This window comes from Streptomyces sp. NPDC051907, assembly GCF_040681075.1.
Lineage (GTDB): Bacteria > Actinomycetota > Actinomycetes > Streptomycetales > Streptomycetaceae > Streptomyces.
In genome coordinates, this window is sequence record NZ_JBFAYB010000009.1 from 61079 (window position 1) to 80475 (window position 19397).

At 72.0% G+C, this 19397-nt stretch carries 15 protein-coding genes and 1 pseudogene; 9 read left to right on the forward strand and 7 right to left on the reverse strand.

The genetic code is table 11. The features are described from left to right. Nucleotides 1-149 precede the first annotated feature (149 nt). Both AB0M39_RS08605 and AB0M39_RS08610 read left to right on the forward strand, forming a co-directional pair. Entirely contained in the window at nt 150-479 is a 330-nt protein-coding gene (locus tag AB0M39_RS08605; RefSeq protein WP_365361617.1) for a heavy-metal-associated domain-containing protein, read from the forward strand. A gap of 130 nt (nt 480-609) precedes the next feature. Further along, nucleotides 610-804: pseudogene (locus AB0M39_RS08610) on the forward strand (heavy metal translocating P-type ATPase); the annotation flags it as partial. Nucleotides 805-1225: 421 nt separating this feature from the next. Here AB0M39_RS08610 and AB0M39_RS08615 read toward each other — a convergent pair. Together AB0M39_RS08615 and AB0M39_RS08620 are read right to left on the reverse strand one after the other, a co-directional pair. Continuing rightward, nucleotides 1226-2515 carry a citrate synthase gene (locus AB0M39_RS08615; protein ID WP_365361620.1) on the reverse strand — a complete coding sequence of 430 codons (1290 nt, stop codon included), beginning with the start codon at nt 2513-2515 and terminating at the stop codon, nt 1226-1228. 231 nt (nt 2516-2746) lie between these two features. Further along, nucleotides 2747-4954 (reverse strand): ATP-dependent RecD-like DNA helicase, encoded by a 2208-nt coding sequence (locus AB0M39_RS08620; RefSeq protein WP_365361622.1) that lies wholly within the window; start codon nt 4952-4954, stop codon nt 2747-2749. Nucleotides 4955-5358: 404 nt separating this feature from the next. Here AB0M39_RS08620 and AB0M39_RS08625 point away from each other — a divergent pair, with 404 nt between their 5' ends. Then, nucleotides 5359-5922, forward strand: coding sequence for a DUF937 domain-containing protein (locus tag AB0M39_RS08625; RefSeq protein ID WP_365361624.1), 564 nt, complete (start codon nt 5359-5361; stop codon nt 5920-5922). A 99-nt stretch (nt 5923-6021) separates the two neighbouring features. On the opposite strand, the gene AB0M39_RS08630 is transcribed toward AB0M39_RS08625, so the two are convergent. Genes AB0M39_RS08630 through AB0M39_RS08640 form a run of 3 tightly spaced genes read right to left on the reverse strand, consistent with a single transcriptional unit; the run spans nt 6022 to nt 9133 of the window. Next, nucleotides 6022-6801, reverse strand: coding sequence for a sugar phosphate isomerase/epimerase family protein (locus AB0M39_RS08630; protein WP_365361807.1), 780 nt, complete (start codon nt 6799-6801; stop codon nt 6022-6024). 26 nt (nt 6802-6827) lie between these two features. Beyond that, the gene (locus tag AB0M39_RS08635) at nt 6828-7985 is read right to left on the reverse strand and encodes a dihydrodipicolinate synthase family protein (protein ID WP_365361626.1); all 1158 of its coding nucleotides are present in this window, start codon (nt 7983-7985) and stop codon (nt 6828-6830) included. Beyond that, the gene (locus AB0M39_RS08640; protein ID WP_365361628.1) at nt 7982-9133 is read right to left on the reverse strand and encodes a Gfo/Idh/MocA family oxidoreductase; all 1152 of its coding nucleotides are present in this window, start codon (nt 9131-9133) and stop codon (nt 7982-7984) included. The genes AB0M39_RS08635 and AB0M39_RS08640 overlap by 4 nt, the downstream gene beginning before the upstream one ends. Nucleotides 9134-9316: 183 nt before the next feature. Here AB0M39_RS08640 and AB0M39_RS08645 point away from each other — a divergent pair, with 183 nt between their 5' ends. The 3 genes from AB0M39_RS08645 (at nt 9317) to AB0M39_RS08655 (ending at nt 12228) form a co-directional block, all read left to right on the forward strand. Then, a complete protein-coding gene (locus AB0M39_RS08645) occupies nt 9317-10408 on the forward strand; it encodes a LacI family DNA-binding transcriptional regulator (protein ID WP_365361630.1) in 1092 nt (363 codons plus the stop codon). 96 nt (nt 10409-10504) lie between these two features. Further along, entirely contained in the window at nt 10505-11440 is a 936-nt protein-coding gene (locus tag AB0M39_RS08650) for a helix-turn-helix domain-containing GNAT family N-acetyltransferase (RefSeq protein WP_365361631.1), read from the forward strand. Beyond that, complete coding sequence (locus AB0M39_RS08655) at nt 11437-12228, forward strand: sugar phosphate isomerase/epimerase family protein (protein ID WP_365361633.1); 792 nt, start codon at nt 11437-11439, stop codon at nt 12226-12228. The genes AB0M39_RS08650 and AB0M39_RS08655 overlap by 4 nt, the downstream gene beginning before the upstream one ends. Here AB0M39_RS08655 and AB0M39_RS08660 read toward each other — a convergent pair. After that, nucleotides 12110-13099: an EamA family transporter gene (locus tag AB0M39_RS08660; RefSeq protein WP_365361635.1), complete on the reverse strand. Its 990-nt coding sequence runs from the start codon at nt 13097-13099 to the stop codon at nt 12110-12112. The two genes, AB0M39_RS08655 and AB0M39_RS08660, sit on opposite strands and share 119 nt — an antisense overlap. 160 nt (nt 13100-13259) lie before the next feature. On the opposite strand from AB0M39_RS08660, the gene AB0M39_RS08665 reads away from it, so the two are divergent. From AB0M39_RS08665 to AB0M39_RS08675, 3 genes are all read left to right on the forward strand, one after another. Beyond that, the gene (locus AB0M39_RS08665) at nt 13260-14171 is read left to right on the forward strand and encodes a LysR family transcriptional regulator (protein ID WP_365361637.1); all 912 of its coding nucleotides are present in this window, start codon (nt 13260-13262) and stop codon (nt 14169-14171) included. Between the two features lie 855 nt (nt 14172-15026). Next, nucleotides 15027-16889 carry a glycoside hydrolase family 3 protein gene (locus tag AB0M39_RS08670; RefSeq protein WP_365361639.1) on the forward strand — a complete coding sequence of 621 codons (1863 nt, stop codon included), beginning with the start codon at nt 15027-15029 and terminating at the stop codon, nt 16887-16889. 130 nt (nt 16890-17019) lie between these two features. Continuing rightward, nucleotides 17020-17661 (forward strand): hypothetical protein, encoded by a 642-nt coding sequence (locus AB0M39_RS08675; protein ID WP_365361809.1) that lies wholly within the window; start codon nt 17020-17022, stop codon nt 17659-17661. Nucleotides 17662-17800: 139 nt separating this feature from the next. Here the strand turns inward: AB0M39_RS08675 and AB0M39_RS08680 are convergent, their stop codons facing one another. Beyond that, nucleotides 17801-19234 (reverse strand): S28 family serine protease, encoded by a 1434-nt coding sequence (locus tag AB0M39_RS08680; RefSeq protein WP_365361641.1) that lies wholly within the window; start codon nt 19232-19234, stop codon nt 17801-17803. Nucleotides 19235-19397: the final 163 nt, after the last annotated feature.

Consider the following 19397-nt stretch of genomic DNA (forward strand, 5'->3'; position numbering starts at 1 on the left):
TCTTCGGGGCGGGACCCGGGGCGGCGCTGCTCGCCTTCATACCCCCTAGGGGTATAGAGTAGATGTGTCGGGGAGAAGTGACACCAGCCTCTTGCCTTCCCGGTGCACCATGAGCACGTACATGTGAAGCCCTCGAAGAGGAGAACGCCATGACCGCGGAGACGAAGACCGAGACGGAGACCGCGACCGGGGAAGCCCAGTCGGCCGGCTCCTGCTGCTCGCCCACCGGCTCGTGCCACGGCGGCGCGGCCGACGTGCAGATCGGCGGCGTCACCACCGTCTACCAGGTCACCGGCATGACCTGCGGCCACTGCGAGGGCGCGGTCTCCAGCGAGATCTCCGAGATCGCGGGCGTCACCTCGGTGAAGGCCGTCGCCTCCACCGGCCAGGTGACCGTCCTCTCCGACGCCCCGCTGGACGAGGCCGCCGTGCGCGAGGCCGTCGACGAGGCGGGCTACGAGCTGGTCGGCACGGTCTGAGACCACCGCCGAACCGGAGCAGAACCACCCGGCCGGGCCGCGCCCGACCAGCCCCCGCTGGTCGCGTACGGCCCGGCCGTCTGTCTGTGGGGTGCGAGACGGCCTCGACGGCGTGCACGCGACGCGTCCCGCCGACGCGATCCGTCTCGCACATCGGACTCCGGGAACGACCAAAGAGAATCTTTACTGGGCGTTCGGCTACGGCGTCGCAGCCCTGCCTCTCGCGGCATCTTGCCTGGTCAGCCCCATGATCGCCATTTTCGCCATGGCCTTTTCGTCCATGTTTGCGGTCACGAACAACCTGCACCCGCGCTCCTTCTTGTGACTACAAGTAGGTCACAAGACCTTCACAAGGAGACCTAGATCACAGATATTTAGGGGTAACCATTCAGGCTCCTTGCGAGTCTAAGTGGGCGATGCCAGAACGTCTTGGGGGACGTTCATGGGATGTCTTGGGGGACGTCCCAGGCAAGCGTTGGCCGGGGCACGTGCCCGGGGAGCTTTGAGCGGCCCTCCCGTGCGTACGTACCCCGGCAGACCGCGTGAGGAGCTTCTGCGGCCAGCAGACGCCCGGCCGGATCCCGTGGGGGGAATCCGCACCGGGGAAATGGGAAGCGCCCCGCCCGTCGACCCGTGGGGGGATCGGCAGCGGGGCGCTTTCCGTTGAGTCCAGCCGCACCCTGAAAGTCCAGCCGCACTCTGACCGCCGTGGCGCGGTCAGAGGGGCGGAAGACGGTCGGGCGGCGTCAGCGGGCCTCGACCGGGACGAAGTCGCGCAGGACCTCGCCGGTGTAGATCTGGCGCGGACGGCCGATGCGGGAACCCGGCTCCTTGATCATCTCGTGCCACTGGGCGATCCAGCCGGGGAGCCGGCCGAGCGCGAAGAGCACGGTGAACATCTCGGTCGGGAAGCCCATGGCCCGGTAGATCAGACCCGTGTAGAAGTCCACGTTCGGGTAGAGGTTGCGCGAGACGAAGTACTCGTCGGAGAGCGCGTGCTCCTCGAGCTTCAGGGCGATGTCGAGCAGCTCGTCGGACTTGCCGAGCGCCGAGAGGACATCGTGCGCCGCCGCCTTGATGATCTTCGCCCGGGGGTCGAAGCTCTTGTAGACGCGGTGGCCGAAGCCCATCAGCCGGACGCCGTCCTCCTTGTTCTTCACCTTGCGGATGAAGGAGTCGACGTCGCCGCCGTTGGCCTGGATGCCCTCGAGCATCTCCAGGACCGACTGGTTGGCGCCACCGTGCAGCGGGCCCCACAGGGCGCTGATGCCGGCGGAGATCGAGGCGAACATGTTCGCCTGCGAGGAGCCGACCAGACGCACGGTGGAGGTCGAGCAGTTCTGCTCGTGGTCCGCGTGCAGGATCAGCAGCTTGTCCAGGGCCGAGACGACGACCGGGTCGAGCTCGTACTCCTGCGCCGGGACCGAGAAGGTCATCCGCAGGAAGTTCTCGACGTACCCGAGGTCGTTGCGCGGGTAGACGAAGGGGTGGCCGATCGACTTCTTGTAGGCGTACGCCGCGATCGTCGGCAGCTTGGCGAGCAGCCGGATCGTGGAGAGGTGGCGCTGCTTCTCGTCGAACGGGTTGTGGCTGTCCTGGTAGAACGTCGACAGCGCGCTGACCACGGAGGACAGCATGGCCATCGGGTGCGCGTCGCGCGGGAAGCCGTCGAAGAACCGCTTGACGTCCTCGTGCAGCAGGGTGTGCTGGGTGATCTCGTTCTTGAACGCCGAAAGCTCGTCGACCTTCGGAAGCTCGCCGTTGATCAGCAGGTACGCCACCTCGAGGAAGGTGGAGCGCTCGGCCAGCTGCTCGATCGGGTAGCCGCGGTAGCGCAGGACGCCCTGCTCGCCGTCGAGGTAGGTGATCGCGGATTTATAGGCGGCGGTGTTGCCGTATCCGCTGTCCAGGGTCACCAGACCGGTCTGGGCTCGGAGCTTCCCGATGTCGAAGCCCTTGTCGCCGACGGTGCTCTCGACCACCGGGTAGGTGTATTCACCGTCCGCGTACCGCAGTACTACAGAGTTGTCGCTCACGTCATCCCTCACCGACGTAGTGCCTCTTCTTCGAGGTGCCCTGACTGTCTCTACCATCCCCCATTTGGCTCAGGAGAGTGCACTCGGGGTCGACCATTGGGCCTATCGGCGGCACTCAGTGCCGCCAACCTGCTCATCTTGCCCCCTTCGCCCTGGTTCCGGAAGCCGGGGCGCCGTTTCCCACCCCTGAGGGCCCGGAGCCGTGCTCCGGGCGGCGGAGCCCTCGGGGCCTCAGCCCCGGGTCAGCCGGTGGTCGAGGGCCGTGAAGCGTCTGCCTGCGGAAACAGTGCGCACCGCCTGCCCTATCGCCCTGCGCGAGCCGACCAGCACGACCAGCTTCTTGGCCCGGGTCACCGCCGTGTAGAGCAGGTTCCGCTGGAGCATCATCCATGCCCCGGTGGTGACCGGGATCACCACGGCGGGGTACTCGCTGCCCTGCGAACGGTGGATCGTCACGGCGTACGCATGCGCCAGCTCGTCCAGCTCGTCGAAGTCGTACGGCACCTCCTCGTCCTCGTCCGTGCGCACCGTCAGCCGCTGGTCGTCCAGGTGGAGCGAGGTGACCACGCCGACGGTGCCGTTGAAGACGCCGTTCTTGCCCTTCTCGTAGTTGTTGCGGATCTGGGTGACCTTGTCGCCGACGCGGAAGACCCGGCCGCCGAAGCGCTTCTCGGGGAGGTCGGGGCGGGCGGGCGTGATGGCCTGCTGAAGCAGGCCGTTGAGCGCGCCGGCGCCGGCGGGGCCGCGGTGCATGGGGGCCAGCACCTGCACGTCGCGCCGGGGGTCCAGCCCGAACTTGGCCGGGATCCGGCGCGCCGCGACGTCCACGGTGAGCCGTCCCGCGTCCTCCGTCTCCTCCTCCACGAAGAGGAAGAAGTCCTTCAGGCCCGTAGTGACGGGCTGCTGGCCGGAGTTGATCCGGTGGGCGTTGGTGACGACGCCGGACTGCTGGGCCTGGCGGAAGACTCGGGTCAGCCGGACGCTCGGCACCGGGCCGCCGTCGGCCAGGACGTCCCGCAGCACCTCCCCCGCGCCGACGCTCGGCAGCTGGTCCACATCCCCCACCAGCAGCAGATGCGCGCCCGGGGCGACGGCCTTGACCAGCTTGTTGGCCAGCAGCAGATCGAGCATCGACGCCTCGTCGACGACCACCAGGTCGGCGTCGAGCGGGCGGTCCCGGTCGTACGCCGCGTCGCCGCCCGGCTTGAGCTCCAGCAGCCGGTGCACGGTGGACGCCTCCGCGCCCGTGAGCTCGGCGAGCCGCTTCGCCGCGCGCCCGGTGGGGGCCGCGAGCACCACCTTGGCCTTCTTCGCGCGGGCCAGCTCCACGATCGAGCGGACCGTGAACGACTTTCCGCAGCCCGGCCCGCCGGTGAGGACGGCGACCTTCTTGGTGAGCGCGAGACGGACGGCCTGCTCCTGCTCGGGCGCGAGCGCCGCGCCCGTGCGCTCCGCGAGCCAGGCCAGCGCCTTGTCCCAGGCCACCTCCTGGAAGGCCGGCATCCTGTCCTCCGCGGCCCGCAGCAGCCGGCCCAGCTGCGCGGCGAGGGAGATCTCGGCGCGGTGGAAGGGCACCAGGTAGACGGCCGTGCGCGGCTCGCCTCCGTCGGGCGCGGGCACCTGCTCCCGCACGACGCCCTCCTCGTCCTGGGCCAGCTCGGCGAGGCAGTCGATGACCAGGCCGGTGTCCACCTGGAGCAGCTTGACCGCGTCCGCGATCAGCTGTTCCTCGGGGAGGAAGCAGTGGCCCTGGTCGGTGGACTGGGACAGGGCGTACTGCAGACCGGCCTTGACCCGCTCCGGGCTGTCGTGCGGGATTCCCACGGCCTGGGCGATCTTGTCGGCGGTGAGGAAGCCGATGCCCCAGACGTCCGCGGCCAGACGGTACGGCTGGTTCTTCACGACGGAGATCGAGGCGTCACCGTACTTCTTGTAGATCCGCACGGCGACGGAGGTCGAGACGCCGACACCCTGGAGGAAGATCATGACCTCCTTGATGGCCTTCTGCTCCTCCCACGCGGCGCCGATCAACTTGGTGCGCTTGGGGCCCAGTCCGGGGACCTCGATGAGCTTCTTCGGCTGCTGCTCGATGACGTCGAGGGTGTCCACGCCGAAGTGGTCGACGATCCGCTCGGCGATACGGGGGCCGATGCCCTTGATCAGGCCCGAGCCGAGATAGCGGCGGATGCCCTGGACGGTGGCGGGCAGGACCGTCGTGTAGTTCTCCACGGTGAACTGCTTGCCGTACTGGGGGTGGGAGCCCCAGCGGCCCTCCATCCGCAGCGACTCGCCCGGCTGCGCGCCGAGGAGCGAGCCGACCACCGTGAGGAGGTCGTCGCCGCCGCGACCGGTGTCGACGCGGGCGACCGTGTAGCCGTTCTCCTCGTTGGCGTAGGTGATCCGCTCGAGGACCCCTTCGACCACTGCCGTGTTGGACATGCCCCGAAGCTACCGCTGAGGTCGGACAGTGCGGGGAGCCTGTGGATAACTCGGCCTGGGCGGCGGGGCGGGGAGGTCGGTCCGACGCACTGGAGGCTGGTCAGGACAGCCGGCCCGGGCTCAGGCCGCAGCCGGTCCCATGGTCTGCCGACTGGCCCGGTCCGGACAGTCGAGGGGGCGCTCAGGCCGCAGCCGGTCCGGACAGTCGAGGGGGCCCGGTCGACTGACCGGGCCCCTCTTCTACTCCCCCCATCAAGAGCTTCCCGATCCCCCCAGATCCCTCCCCGGAAGCCTTGATGCCAGATACGACCCGCGTAACAGGTAAAGGGTTGTACGACTGCGAGCAGTTATTTTTGCGGAATCTCGGCATGCCGACATAGCGGGGCAACCGTAGCGTTTTGACCATGAGCGAAGACTCACTGCAGAAGGACGTCCTGGCGGAGCTCGGCGACGACGGAATCCAGGAGCTCGCGGGGCTGCTCGGAACGGACCCGGCCAACGCCCAGGAGGTCGTCGGCAGCACGGTCTCCGAGCTCTCCGGCGGCCTACAGGAGAAGGCCGAGGCCGCCCCCGAGGACGCGGAGGAGGTACGCCAGGCCCTGGCGGAGGCCGCTCAGACGGAACCGCCGCTCGAGGGCGTCGCGACGCTCAGCGGCGAGCGGGGCGGTCTCGGCGGGATGCTGAGCGGCGGGCTGCTGGCCGGGCTCCTCAGCAAGATCAGCCAACCGGCGGCGACGGCGGTCGCGAGGAAGACCGGGCTGCCGGCGGCGACGGTGGCCCGGGCGATCGAGGCGCTGATCCCGGTACTGCTGGCCGTGCTGACGAGACGCGCGGCGAAGGAGGAACCGGGAGCGTCCGGGCCGGGGGCGGGTTCCGCGCCGGGGGCGGCTTCGGATCCGGGAGCGCGGGATCAAGGGGCGGTGCTGGGGGACCTGTTGGGGGACGTCTTGGGCGGCGGCAAGAAGTAGGGCGGGGGGCGTGGGAGCCCATGACCGGGGCGCCGCCCCGAACCCCGCTCCTCAAGCGCCGGAGGAGCGATGCCCCGGCCGAAGCCGCCGCGTCGCGTCTCAGAGCACCCGTTCCCTGAAGCGGCTCGTCGTCTCCGACAGGACCTCCAGGCCGTCCCGCTCCCACAGTCCGTCGTTGAACAGCTCCACCTCGATGAAGCCCGACCAGCCCGTCGCCTCCACCCGGCGCCGCCATGTGCGCAGGTCGATGCAGCCGTCGCCCAGCTGGCCGCGGCCGGTCAGGGCGCCCGCCGGCAACGGGGTCGTCCAGTCGGCCAGTTGGAACGCGTGGATGCGGCCCGCGGCGCCCGCACGGGCCACCGCCGCCGGGGCACGGTCGTCCCACCAGACGTGGTAGGTGTCCACCACTACGCCCACCAGGTCGGCCGGGAAGCGTACCGCCAGGTCAAGGGCCTGGGACAGGGTCGAGACCACGCATCTGTCCGCCGCGAACATCGGATGCAGCGGCTCGATCGCCAGACGTACCCCTCGCTCCCCCGCGTACGGAGCGAGCTCCGACAGGGCGTCGGCGATCCTCTCCCGTGCTCCCGTCAAGTCCCGGCTGCCGGGCGGCAGGCCGCCCGAGACCAGGACCAGGGTGTCCGTGCCGAGCGTCGCCGCCTCGTCGATCGCCAGCCGGTTGTCGTCCAGGTTCGCCGCCGTGGTGAAGAAGCCGCCGCGGCACAGGGAGCTGACCGTCAGGCCCGCGTCGCGTACGAGCTTCGCCGTCGCCGCCAGGCCGTACTCCGCGACCGGTTCGCGCCACAGGCCCACCGCCGGGATGCCCAGTCGGGTGCAGGCGGCGACGAGTGCCGGCAGCGGGAGTTGTCTGACCGTCATCTGGTTGACGGAGAAGCGGGCGAGGCTCACTGGGCCACTCCGTACACGGCGAGCAGGGACTTCATACGGGACTCCGCCAGCGAAGGGTCCGGGAACAGGCCCAGGCCGTCGGCCAGTTCGTACGCGCGCGCCAGATGCGGCAGCGAGCGCGCCGACTGGAGCCCGCCCACCATCGTGAAATGGTCCTGGTGGCCCGCGAGCCAGGCCAGGAAGACCACCCCGGTCTTGTAGAAGCGCGTCGGGGGCTCGAAGAGGTGGCGGGACAGCTCGACCGTCGGGTCGAGGAGTTCGCGGAACGCCTTGGCATCGCCCGTGTCCAGCATCCGCACCGCCTGGGCCGCCAGCGGCCCCAGCGGGTCGAAGACGCCGAGCAGCGCGTGGCTGAAGCATCCCCCCGCCGCCGGCTCGTCGCCCGCGATCAGCTCGGGGTAGTGGAAGTCGTCGCCGGTGTAGCAGCGCACCCCCTCCGGCAGGCGGCGGCGCAGGTCGATCTCGCGCTGGGCGTCGAGGAGGGAGATCTTGACGCCGTCGACCTTGTCGGGGTGCTCGGCCACGACCTCCAGGAACGTCTCGGTCGCGGCGTCCAGGTCCGTGCTCCCCCAGTAGCCCTCCAGCGCCGGGTCGAACATCGGGCCCAGCCAGTGCAGGATCACGGGCGCCGACGACTGGCGCAGGAGGCGGGCGTAGACCCCGAGGTAGTCCTCCGGGCCCCGGGCGGCGGACGCCAGCGCCCGGGACGCCATGAGGATCGGCTGCGCGCCGGTCTCCTCGACGAGCGCCAGCTGCGTCTCGTACGCGTCGAGGACCTCGGGGATGCGGGCGGGTTCCGGGCCGGTCAGCTGGTCGGCGCCCACTCCGCAGGCGATCCGCCCGCCCGTCGCCCTCGCCTCCGCAGCCGAGCGCCGGATCAGCTCCGCCGCGCCCGCCCAGTCCAGGCCCATCCCCCGCTGCGCGGTGTCCATGGCCTCCGCGACGCCCAGGCCGTGCGACCACAGATGACGGCGGAAGGCGAGGGTCGCGTCCCAGTCGACGGCCGCGGCGGAGTCCGGCGAGACGTCGGCGCGCGGGTCGGCGACGACGTGCGCGGCCGCGAAGACGGTACGGGAGGTCGGCGGGGGGCCGGGCGTGAACACGGCGGGCTCGGCGCGCGGTTCGTACGCGCCGCCGGGCAGCATGATCGTCACAGTGTCAGCTCCGGGACCTCGAGGCGGCGGCCCTGCGCCGACGACCGGAGGCCCAGCTCGGCGAGCTGGACACCGCGCGCGCCCGCCAGCAGGTCCCAGCGGTACGGCTCGTCGAGCGCCACATGCCGTAGGAACAGCTCCCACTGGGCCTTGAACCCGTTCTCGAACTCCCCGTTGTCCGGGACCTCCTGCCACTGGTCGCGGAACGGCTCGGTGGCGGGCAGGTCCGGGTTCCAGACCGGCCTGGGGGTCGCCGAGCGGTGCTGGGCCCGGCAGCGGCGCAGACCGGCGACGGCCGAGCCGTGGGTGCCGTCGACCTGGAACTCGACGAGCTCGTCGCGCATCACCCGTACCGCCCAGGAGGAGTTGATCTGCGCGACCGCCCCGCCCGCCAGCTGGAAGATGCCGTACGCGGAGTCGTCGGCGGTCGCGGCGTACGGCCTCCCGCGTTCGTCCCAGCGCCGGGGGATGTGGGTGGCGACGTGCGCGGTCACGCTCGTCACCCGGCCGAACAGCTCGTGCAGCACGTACTCCCAGTGCGGGAACATGTCGACGACGATCCCGCCGCCGTCCTCGCTGCGGTAGTTCCAGCTCGGGCGCTGGGCCTCCTGCCAGTCGCCCTCGAAGACCCAGTAGCCGAACTCCCCTCGTACGGAGAGGACCTCGCCGAAGAAGCCGCCGTCGAGCAGGCGCTTCAGCTTCAGCATGCCCGGCAGGAAGATCTTGTCCTGGACGACGCCGTGCTTGACGCCGGCGGCCTCGGCGAGGCGGGCCAGGTCCAGCGCGCCGGCCAGGTCCGCGGCGGTCGGCTTCTCGGCGTACACATGCTTGCCCGCGGCCACGGCCTGCTTGATCGCCGCGACGCGGGCGGAGGTGACCTGGGCGTCGAAGTAGATCTCGACGGTGTCGTCGGCGAGCACGGCGTCGAGGTCGGTGGAGAACTCGGCGATGCCGTGGCGCTCGGCGATGGCGCGCAGCGCGGGCTCGCGGCGGCCGACGAGGACGGGCTCGGGCCACAGGACGTCGCCGTCGCCCAGGTCGAGTCCGCCCTGCTCGCGGATCGCGAGGAGGGAGCGCACCAGGTGCTGGCGGTATCCCATGCGCCCGGTGACGCCGTTCATGGCGATCCGCACGGTCCTGCGTGTCACGACGGTGCCTCCATGTCTCCTCGATGACTCCCCGGTGTCCCCATCTATGTCCCCTCCTGCGTCCCCTCGATGTGGCCCAGTTCCCTCGATACGGGTATAGCAAGCGCTTTCTATTCGGTATGAAGCTAGCCTGCCGACAGCGGCCCGGACAAGGGCCCGGGCGATCCGACACGGAGGAAAGCGATGACAGTCACCCTTGCGGATGTGGCGGCACGCGCTCGGGTGTCCCCGGCCACCGTCTCGCGTGTCCTCAACGGCAACTACCCGGTCGCCGCGAACACGCGGGAGCGCGTGCTGCGCGCGGTCGACGAGCTGGACTACGTGCTGAACGGCCCGGCGAGCTCGCTCGCCGCCGCCACCTCCGACCTGGTCGGCATCCTCGTCAACGACATCGCCGACCCCTTCTTCGGGATCATGGCCGGCGCCGCGCAGACGGAGATCGGCGGCCAGGAGGGCACGGGACGCGCGGGCGGCGAGAAGCTCGCCGTCGTCTGCAACACCGGGGGATCCCCGGAGCGCGAGCTGACCTATCTGACCCTCCTCCAGCGCCAGCGCGCCGCGGCCGTGATCCTCACCGGCGGGGCGCTGGAGGACCCGGACCACATCAAGGCGATGACTGCGAAGCTGGCGAAGCTCGCGGACGCGGGCACGAAGGTGGTGCTGTGCGGGCGGCCCCCGCTGACGGCCGGCTACGCGATGGTCGCGGCGCTCACCTTCGACAACCGGGGCGGCGCACGGCGGCTGACCGAGCATCTGCTCTCGCTCGGCCACCGCCGGATCGGCTACGTCGCCGGGCCCGCGGAGCGCACGACGACCCGGCACCGGCTGGAGGGCCACCGGGCGGCGCTCGCCGCGGCCGGGATCGAGGAGGACCAGTCGCGGGTGACCGTGCACGGCCCGTACGACCGGCGCTCCGGCTACGACGCGACGCTCGAACTGCTGCGCCGCGACCCGGAGCTGACGGCCGTCGTCGCCGCGAACGACACGGTGGCGCTGGGGGCCTGCGCGGCCATCCGCGACCAGGGGCTGAGCATTCCGGGCGACATCTCGGTGGCGGGCTTCGACGACCTCCCGTTCTCGGTGGACGCGGTCCCGGCGCTGACGACGGTCCGGCTGCCGCTGTTCGAGGCGGGGGCGCGGGCGGGACGGCTGGCGATGGGGAACGAGGCGCCGCCGCCGGGCGGGATAGCGACGATCGGCGCGGACCTGATGGCAAGGGGCTCGACAGCGAGGGCCCGAACAGGGGCGGGAAGCGGGGGTCCGCAGGGCGGGTAGGGGGTCGGGTCGGGTCGGACCCCGCGCCCCCCGCCTTGCGGCGCCCCGCCCCCCGCCGTACCGTTGACTCAGTCAAGGGATGGTCGGGAGCAGCTCATGCCTATCCAGGAGATCCGCGCCTTCAACCGCTTCTACACCAACCTCATCGGCGCGCTCGACTACAGCAAGCACCTCTACACCCCGTACACCCTCACCGAGTCGCGCGTGCTGTACGAGCTCGCCCACAGCCCCCGCACCGACGCCGCCGATCTGCGTGCCGAGCTCTCGCTCGACGCCGGGTATCTGAGCCGGCTGCTCGCCAAGTTCGAGCGGGACGGGCTCGTCGACCGGGCGCCGTCCGATCTCGACCCGCGGCGCCAGCGCATCACCCTCACCGCCCACGGACGCGAGGCCGCCGCCCTGCTCGACGAGCGGTCGCGGGAGGCCGTGGGCGGCATGATCGCCCATGTGCCGGCCGCCGACCGCGAGCGGCTCGCCGAGGCGATGCGGACCGTGCGCGAGGTCCTCGGGCGCGGCCGGCCCGCGCACCGCGAGGGGCCCGTGCTGCGCGAGCCCGTGCCCGGCGACCTCGGCTGGGTCGTCCAGCGGCACGGAGCGCTGTACGCCGCCGAGTACGGCTGGAACGCGGACTTCGAGGGCCTCGTCGCCCGCATCGTCGCGGACTTCGCCCAGGACCACGACCCTCATCTGGAGCGGATGTGGATCGCCGAGCTGGACGGGCGGCCGGTCGGGTCGGTCATGTGCGTACGCGACGACGCCCCGGCCACCGCGCGGCTGCGGCTGCTGCTCGTCGAGCCCGAGGCGCGCGGGCACGGCCTCGGCGACCGGCTGGTGCGGGCCGTCGTGGATTTCGCGCGCGATGCGGGGTACCGGGAGGTAGTGCTGTGGACCAATGACGTGCTGACCGGGGCCCGCCGGATCTACCAGCGGGCCGGGTTCGCGCTCGTCTCCGAGAAGCCGCACCGCTCGTACGGAGCGGATCTGGTCGGCCAGGACTGGCGGCTGCCCCTTCAGGAAGGAACGGTCAAGTGAAGTTCGCGTTCTCCACCCTCGGCGTGCCGACGATGCCCATCCCCGAGGTGGTCGCCCTGGCGGCGGACACGGGCTGTCAGGGCGTGGAGCTGCGCGCCCACCCAGAGGAGCCGGTGCACCCTCGCATCGGCGCGCGCGAACGGGCCGCGGTGGTCGAGGAGTTCCGGCGCTCCGGCGTCGAGATTCTCACGGTCGCCGGATACGCGCAGGTCGCGGCCCCCGAGGGCGAGGTGGACGAGAACGACCTGCGGCTCGAGATCGAGCAGCTCCTGGAACTGGCCAGGGACCTGGGCGCGCCCTACGTCCGCGTCTTCCCCGGCGGCGGCGACCAGGACCCGGACGCCGCCGACGCGGTGGGCGCGCGCCGTCTGGGCGCGGCGGCGGAGACCGCGGCCGACCTGGGCGTACGGATTCTGCTGGAGACCCACGACTCGCACCGCACCGGCACGGACGTCTCCCGGGTCCTCGGCCCGGTGGGCCACAAGAACGCGGGCGCGCTGTGGGATGTGCTGCACCCCTGGCTGGGCGGCGAGGCCCCGGCGACCACCCATGCGGCGCTCTCCCCCTTCCTCGGCTATGTGCAGGTCAAGGACGTCGCGTCGGCTGAGGACACCGCCCCGCTCCCGCTCGGCGAGGGCGTGCTCCCGCTCGCCGAGTGCCTGGGGACGCTCACCGAGGAGACGTGGCTGTGCTGGGAGTACGAGAAGCGCTGGTATCCGGGAGCGGCCGACCTGCCGGGGCTGCTGGCGCCGGGCCGCGAGCATCTGCGGAGCCTGCTGGGACGCTGACGGGGGCCGTCCCCGCCCGGCGGCCGGGCAGCGAGGCCAGCGCCACCCCGCCCACCAGCAGCGCCGCCGCGCACCACCGCAGGCCCGTCGCCGACTCGTCGAGGAAGAGGGCCGCCGAGGACATCCCGAAGACCGGGACGAGCAGCGAGAAGGGGGCCACCGAGGAGGCGGGGTAGCGGCGCAGCAGCCAGCCCCAGGCCCCGAAGCCGAAGACGGTGGTGACCCAGGCGACGTAGACGACGACCCCGGCGCCCGTCCAGTCCAGCGAGCGCAGCGCGGCCAGATCGCGGTCCGGGCCTTCGAGCAGCAGGGACAGGGCGAGCAGCGGGAGTACGGGGACGGTGCTCACCCAGACCATGAAGTTCAGCGCGTCCGGCGGGGACGCCTTGCGGGTGAGCACGTTGGAGACGCCCCAGCAGGCCGCGGCCGCCACGCAGAGGGAGAAGCCGAGCAGCGGGCCCGAGGCGCCTTCGTCGACGGCGGCGACCCCGATGCCCGCGAGCGCGACCGCCATGCCCAGCACGCGTATCCGGCCGGGGCGCTCGCCGAGCGCCAGGAAGGCGAACACGGCGGTGAAGACCGCCTGGATCTGCAGGACGAGGGAGGACAGCCCGGCGGGGGCGCCCCGGTCCATCCCGGTGAAGAGCAGGCCGAACTTGGCGACGCCGAGCACCAGTCCGACGCCGACGATCCACTTCCAGGCGACCTTGGGGCGGCCGACGAAGAAGACCGCGGGCAGCGCCGCGGCCAGGAAGCGCAGGGCGGAGAAGAGCAGCGGCGGGAAGTGGTCGAGGCCGATCTCGATGACGACGAAGTTGACTCCCCACACCGCGGCGACGGCGGCGGCGAGGGCGATGTGTGCAGGGCGCATGGGATTGAGCATCACCGAGGCGACCGTGTAGCACTAGCGCGGATTTCTTCATGATTGGATGAAGCAGAATTAACCGATCAGGATGACGTCAGGACTGACCGGGCGCCGAGTCGGGAATGACCAGATCCGACGAGCGACGAGTATCGACGAGGAGGCCGCCGTGCTCGATCTCGCCAGGCTGCGCGCCCTGCACGCCGTGTCCGTGTACGGAACCGTCGGCGCCGCTGCCGCCGCCCTCGGATACACCCCCTCGGCGGTCTCCCAGCAGATCGCCAAACTGGAGCGGGAGACCCGCACCACCCTGCTGGAGCGCCAGGGCCGGGGCGTCCGCCTCACCGACGAGGCGCGTCAGCTCGCCGACACCGCGCAACAGCTGCTCTCGATCGTGGAGCGGGCCGAGGTGCTCCTCGAAGAGCGCCGCGGGGTGCCCTCCGGCCGGCTCGCCGTCGGCTGCTTCGCCAGCGCGGCGCGCGGGCTGATGCCCCAGGTGCTCGCGGAGCTGGCCCGCCGTCACCCCTCCCTCGACGCACGGCTGTCCGAGGTCGATCCGCATATCTCGATAGACCTGGTCTCGCGCGGAGTGATCGACCTGGCCGTCGCGCACGACTGGGACATCGCCCCGATGCCCGCCCCGGCGGGCGTGGAGCAGGCGGTCATCGGCGACGACCTGTGCGACGTCCTGGTGCCGGCGGGGCATCCGCTGGCGGCGGCGGAGTCCGTGCGGCGCGAGGACCTCACGGCGGAGCGCTGGATCACGCAGCCGCCGGGCACCGTGTGCCACGACTGGCTGATGCGCACGCTGCGCGCGGCGGGCTCCGAGCCGCTGATCGTCCATCAGGCCGAGGAGAACCACACTCAGGTAGCCCTCGTCGCCGCCGGTCTCGGCGTCGCGCTCGTGCCCCGGCTGGGGCGCGGGCCGCTGCCGCCCGAGGTGGCGACGGTACGGCTGACTCCGGTGCCGAAGCGGCGGCTGTGCGCGCTGTGGCGCACGGGAGCGGCGCGACGGCCGGCCATCACGGAGGCCGTGCGGACGCTCCAGGAGCTCTGGCCCGGGGTCGCGGCCGGCGTCTGACGCGAACGTCCTGCGTGCGAGCTCGACCCCCGATCCGGCCCGGGCCCTGTCCAGACCGGGCGTGAGGCCTCCCACCAGCCCCAGACACCGTCCGTACCGGGCCCGCGGCTTCCCGCCCGGACACCAGGCCCGCGGCCTCCCGCCCGAACACCGGGCCCGGGGCGCCCACCAGCCCCAGACACCGTCCGTACCCGGCCCGCGGCTTCCCCGCGCGGATACCGGGCCCGGGGCACCCCAGCCCCGAGCCCCGCCCCCCACCCGAACCCCGCGGAGGACCCGCGGCCTCCCCGCCCGGACACCGGGCCCGGGATATCCAGCCCGACCCGGGGCACCGGGCCCCGGACTTCCCCGCCCGAACACCGGGCCCGGGGCGCCCACCGGCCCCGGACACCGTCCGTACCGGGCCCGCGGCTTTCCCGCCCGGACACCAGGCCCCGGACATCCCGCCCCGAGCCCCGCCCCCCACCCGAGCCCCGCCGAGGACCCGCGGTCTCCCCCGTCCCCGAACCCCCGCCCGTCCCTCGTTCCGAGAAACTCCGCGCCGCCGGGAACCCGCTGCCGTGCCGCGGCGTCCAAGCGCCGTGCTGCCGCTGAGTCACCGCAGGGCGGTGTCGGCTCTCGCCGCTGGCCGCGATCGCTGACTCCCCTCTCCAGCCGCCCGCGGCCGGCAGCCCGCCGCCACCGGTGCACCCCCTCCGAACGCACCGGTGGCGGACCCCCGTCCCGGTGACCTTCCGCGCGCCGCGACCGCTTTCTGTTGCCACACCCTTGACCTGGCAGTTATTTTCCGGCTATCCGTGAGTCCTTGGAAGTTTCCTTCAACTCCCTTGTCGAGCAAGGCCGGAAGGAGCACCCATGCACGACCGGAGCCTCTCCAGACGCACCCTCCTCACCGCCACCGCCACCGCCACCGCCATCGCGGCGGGCGCGGTCGCCACGGCGTCCCCCGCCGTCGCGGCCGCTTCCCAGCCCTCTCCGTTCTCCCGCCACAGCCGCCACAGCCGCCTCAAGCGCCTCATCGACCGGATGAGCCTGGAGGAGAAGATCGGCCAGCTCTTCGTGATGCGGGTGTACGGACACTCGGCCACCGCCCCCGACCAGGCCGACGTCGAGCTCAACCTCAAGGAGATCGGCGTCCGCACCGCCGCCGAGCTCGTCGCCAAGTACCACGTCGGCGGCGTCATCTACTTCGCCTGGGCGCACAACACCCGCGATCCGCACCAGATCGCCGAGCTGTCCAACGGCCTCCAGCGGGCCGGGCTCGCCCAGCCGACGCCCGTGCCGCTGCTCATCTCCACCGACCAGGAGCACGGCATCGTCGCCCGGATCGGCCAGCCCGCCACGCTGCTGCCGGGCGCGATGGCGCTGGGCGCGGGCGGCTCCCGCGGCGCCGCCCGCAAGGCCGCGCAGATCGCCGGAGCCGAGCTGGCCGCGATGGGCGTCCGCCAGAACTACGCGCCGGTCGCCGACGTCAACGTCAACCCCGCCAACCCGGTCATCGGCGTGCGCTCCTTCGGCGCGGACCCGGACGCGGTCGCCGGCATGGTCGCCGCGCAGACCCGCGGCTATCAGAGCGCGGGCGTCGCCGCGACCGCCAAGCACTTCCCCGGGCACGGCGACACCACGGTCGACAGCCACACCGGCATCCCCGTCATCACGCACACGCGCCGGCAGTGGGAGGAGATCGACGCGCCGCCCTTCCGCGCGGCCATCGCCGCCGGGATCGACTCGATCATGACGGCGCACATCCAGTTCCCGGCGCTGGACCCCAGCAACGACCCCGCCACGCTCTCCCGTCCCATCCTCACCGGCATCCTCCGCGAGGAGCTGGGCTACGACGGGGTGGTCGTCACCGACGCGCTCAATATGCAGGGCGTGCGGGACAAGTACGGCGACCACCGCGTGCCGGTGCTCGCGCTCAAGGCGGGCGTGGACCAGCTGCTCAACCCGCCGAATCTGGCCGTCGCCTGGAACGGCGTGCTCAGCGCCGTCAAGAGCGGCGAGCTCAGCGTCGCCCGCCTCGACGAATCGATCCTGCGGATTCTGCGGCTGAAGCAGCGACTGGGCCTGTTCCAGGACCCGTTCGTCTCCGCGCGGGGTGTGGACCGCACGGTCGGCATCCGTCCGCATCTGCGCGCCGCCGACGAGATCGCCGACGCCACGACCACCCTGCTGGTCAACGAGGACGGGCTGCTGCCGCTCAGCCGTCGCAGGGAGCCGAACCTGCTGGTCGTCGGCGCGGACCCGGCGTCGCCGACCGGGTCGACGGGACCGCCGACCGCCGTGCTGGCGGAGGCGTTCGGCGAACTGGGCTTCGCGGCCGAGGCCCTGTCCACCGGGACCGCCCCGACCGCCGCGACGATCGCCGACGCGGTGCGGGCGGCCGGCGGCCGGGACGCGGTGATCGTCGCGACGTACAACGTCACCGTGGCCAGCTCCCAGCGGACCCTGGTGACCCGGCTGGCCGCGACCGGGATCCCGGTCGTGACCCTCGCGATCCGCAATCCGTACGACATCGCCCAGCTGACCGGCGTGCGCGCCTCGCTCGCCGCGTACTGCTGGACCGATGTCGAACTCCGCGCGGCGGCAAGGGCGATCGCCGGCCACCGCAGCCCCGGCGGGCGGCTGCCCGTGCCCGTCCAGCGAGCGGACGACCCCACGCAGGTGCTGTATCCGATCGGACACGGTCTGACGTACGAGGAGCGTACGCAGCCGTAATACGCGCCACCGGCGCGCTCCCCCCATTCGTGCCGAACCATCCCGTGCGTCTGGCGTGCGCCCGCCACGGCGGGCCACGCTTGACCTGCCGACCGGGGGGTCGGCGGGGGTGGTCCGGGGGGTCCAGATGCTGCAACACACGCGCTCGGCCGGGGCGGTCAGCGCCCTGGTGCTGGTGCTTGGCCTGATTCTGGCGTTCACGGCGGCCTGCCAGCAGGCGACCGGCCACGTCAGCGCGCACAACGGCCCGGCGGGCAGCGTGCAGAGCGCGGCGCCGACGCCGACCGGGTACGGCGCGGTGTTCCTGGGGACAGGCGACTGCGGCTCGCGCGGGCGGGAGTTCCGCGAGGTGCCGTGCACCAGCGAGAAGGCGGCGGCGCGGGTGATCGCGCGGTACGAGGGCCGTACGGCCGCCGGGCCGACCTGTCCGCAGGCCACCGACTTCGTGCTGCACATCTCCGAGAACCGCCCGTCCGCCGACGAGGACGGCGACGGGGAGGTCGGCCGGGGATATGCCTGCATGCGCAACCTGGAGCCGCCGCACCCGGGCGACCCGGGCGGGGGCGGCGGGCCGCACACGGTCGTCGGGGACTGCGTCTACGCCGCGGGCGGGGGCCAGGTGAAGGAGACGTCCTGCGACGGATCGGGCGAGCGGGACCCGGAGTTCGCGGTGGCGTCGGCGGTGGACCGCAGGGCGCAGTGCCCGCGGACGACGGCGCTCTACGTCCAACTGGGCGGCGAGAGCCCGGTGGGCTGCGCCCGCCGCGTCTGAGGCTCACGCGGCGGGCGCAGGCTGCCCGCCGGGCAGGGGCAGGCTGCTCGACCACCGCGTTCGATACTCGCCCCACGCGCAGCCGCGCCCGCCCGGGTGCGGGGTGCACGTGGGCGGGCGCGGTCGGGGCGTGCGGGGGCTACGGGCGCAGGGCCGGCGTCCGCTCGATGTCGCGCTTGTCGAGCTTCGCGTCGAAGCCCGTCAGCGGCTTCGCCTTGGCCGGGTCGTCGACGACGGCGGCCGGGGCGACGCCCGCCCACCGCAGGATCGCCGCGGTCGCCTTCGCCTTCTGCTCCGGCACGAGACCGGCGACGTTGGCTCCGTGGTTGGCGCCGGGGGCCGTGTACACATAGCTGTCACGGCTGCCCTTGCCGACGCGGAACTGCTCCGCGCCCCAGGGGTCGTTCTCGCCGTAGACGAACATCATCCGCTGGGCCTTGTGCTTCACCCACTGGTCGACGTCGTCCATCACCCAGGGCTTGAAGCGCATCGGGATGTCGCGCGGCACGAAGTTCCGCGGCGGCTGGTACCCGTACCGGCTCAGGCCGTTGAGGTGGGGCTGCTTGATGTTCGGCGAGCCCAGCTCGGTGCCGGCCTGGTAGTAGTACGGCGTGTACGTGCTCAGCGTCTGGTCGGTGTAGAACGAGAAGCCGGAGATCGCGTCGATCGAGTCGTAGATCTGCTGGTCGGTCGCGGTCGCCGCGTCCGGGATCGACGCGCAGTCGGCGAGCAGGCTGTACTGCCAGAAGCCCCAGACGTAGTCGAGGACGACGGCCTCGTACGCCTTGTCCAGGCTGCCGACCGTGGTGAAGGTCGCGCCCTCGGCGGTCGCCCACGCCTGGTACTTGGCCTCCAGCGGCTCGCGGCGCACCAGCGCCTCGCGCTGCACCGCGTTCAGCTTGTCGCGGCACTCCTTGGTGCCGACGCCGGCGAGGAAGCGGTCGTAGGCCGAGTCCTCCTTGTTCACCACGTCGTTGGGGGCGACGTACGCGACGACGCCGTCCATGTCGGACGGGTAGTAGCGCTCGTAGTAGGTGGCGGTCATGCCGCCCTTGGAGCCGCCCGTGGTGAGCCAGTTCTTCGCGTAGACCTTCTTCAGGGCCTTGAAGAGGCGGTGCTGGTCGCTGGCTGCCTGCCAGATGTCGAGCTTGGACCAGTTGGCCGGGTCGGGGCGGGACGGCGTGAAGAAGCGGTACTCCAGGGAGACCTGGTTGCCGTCGATGATCGCCGTCGGCTCGCTGCGGCGGGGCGTGGTGGACACGTTGTAGCCGGAGGTGAAGAAGACGGTGGGGCGGCTGACGTCCTTGTGCAGCAGGGTGATGCGCTGCTTGAACGTGCCCTTGCCCGGGTGCCGGTGGTCGACCGGCTGTGTGTAGTTGAGGACGAAGAAGCGGTAGCCCGGGTACGGCTTCTCCTCGATGAGACTCATGCCCGGGATCGCCAGGATCCGGTCCTTGATGTCCGTGCCGGCCTTCGGCTCGGCGGCGGTAGCCGCACCGGCCGAGACGCCGGCCGCGCTCAACGTGCCTATGAGCACGACGAGCGACAGCAGCCATCTGAGCGCCTTGCGCATTGACCCTCCCCTTGATTCACCAGCGGTCGCGGTGAACCTAGCGGGGGCAACGCCCGGCCCGCCAGACCCAGTTGAGCCCGGAGCGCGCCTTGGGGCTCGGCATGGGCTGTCTCAGGGGATTCCTCCCGGGACCTCCCCCCGGACCTCCCCCGGGATCTTCTCC

Bases quoted from the DNA above. Each gene is read 5' to 3' on its own strand.
- AB0M39_RS08630 (WP_365361807.1), bottom strand. From the start codon at position 6,801: ATGACGGTCAGACAACTCCCGCTGCCGGCACTCGTCGCCGCCTGCACC.
- AB0M39_RS08620 (WP_365361622.1), bottom strand. From the start codon at position 4,954: ATGTCCAACACGGCAGTGGTCGAAGGGGTCCTCGAGCGGATCACCTAC.
- AB0M39_RS08645 (WP_365361630.1), top strand. From the start codon at position 9,317: ATGACAGTCACCCTTGCGGATGTGGCGGCACGCGCTCGGGTGTCCCCG.
- AB0M39_RS08680 (WP_365361641.1), bottom strand. From the start codon at position 19,234: ATGCGCAAGGCGCTCAGATGGCTGCTGTCGCTCGTCGTGCTCATAGGC.
- AB0M39_RS08670 (WP_365361639.1), top strand. From the start codon at position 15,027: ATGCACGACCGGAGCCTCTCCAGACGCACCCTCCTCACCGCCACCGCC.
- AB0M39_RS08650 (WP_365361631.1), top strand. From the start codon at position 10,505: ATGCCTATCCAGGAGATCCGCGCCTTCAACCGCTTCTACACCAACCTC.
- AB0M39_RS08625 (WP_365361624.1), top strand. From the start codon at position 5,359: ATGAGCGAAGACTCACTGCAGAAGGACGTCCTGGCGGAGCTCGGCGAC.
- AB0M39_RS08660 (WP_365361635.1), bottom strand. From the start codon at position 13,099: ATGCGCCCTGCACACATCGCCCTCGCCGCCGCCGTCGCCGCGGTGTGG.
- AB0M39_RS08605 (WP_365361617.1), top strand. From the start codon at position 150: ATGACCGCGGAGACGAAGACCGAGACGGAGACCGCGACCGGGGAAGCC.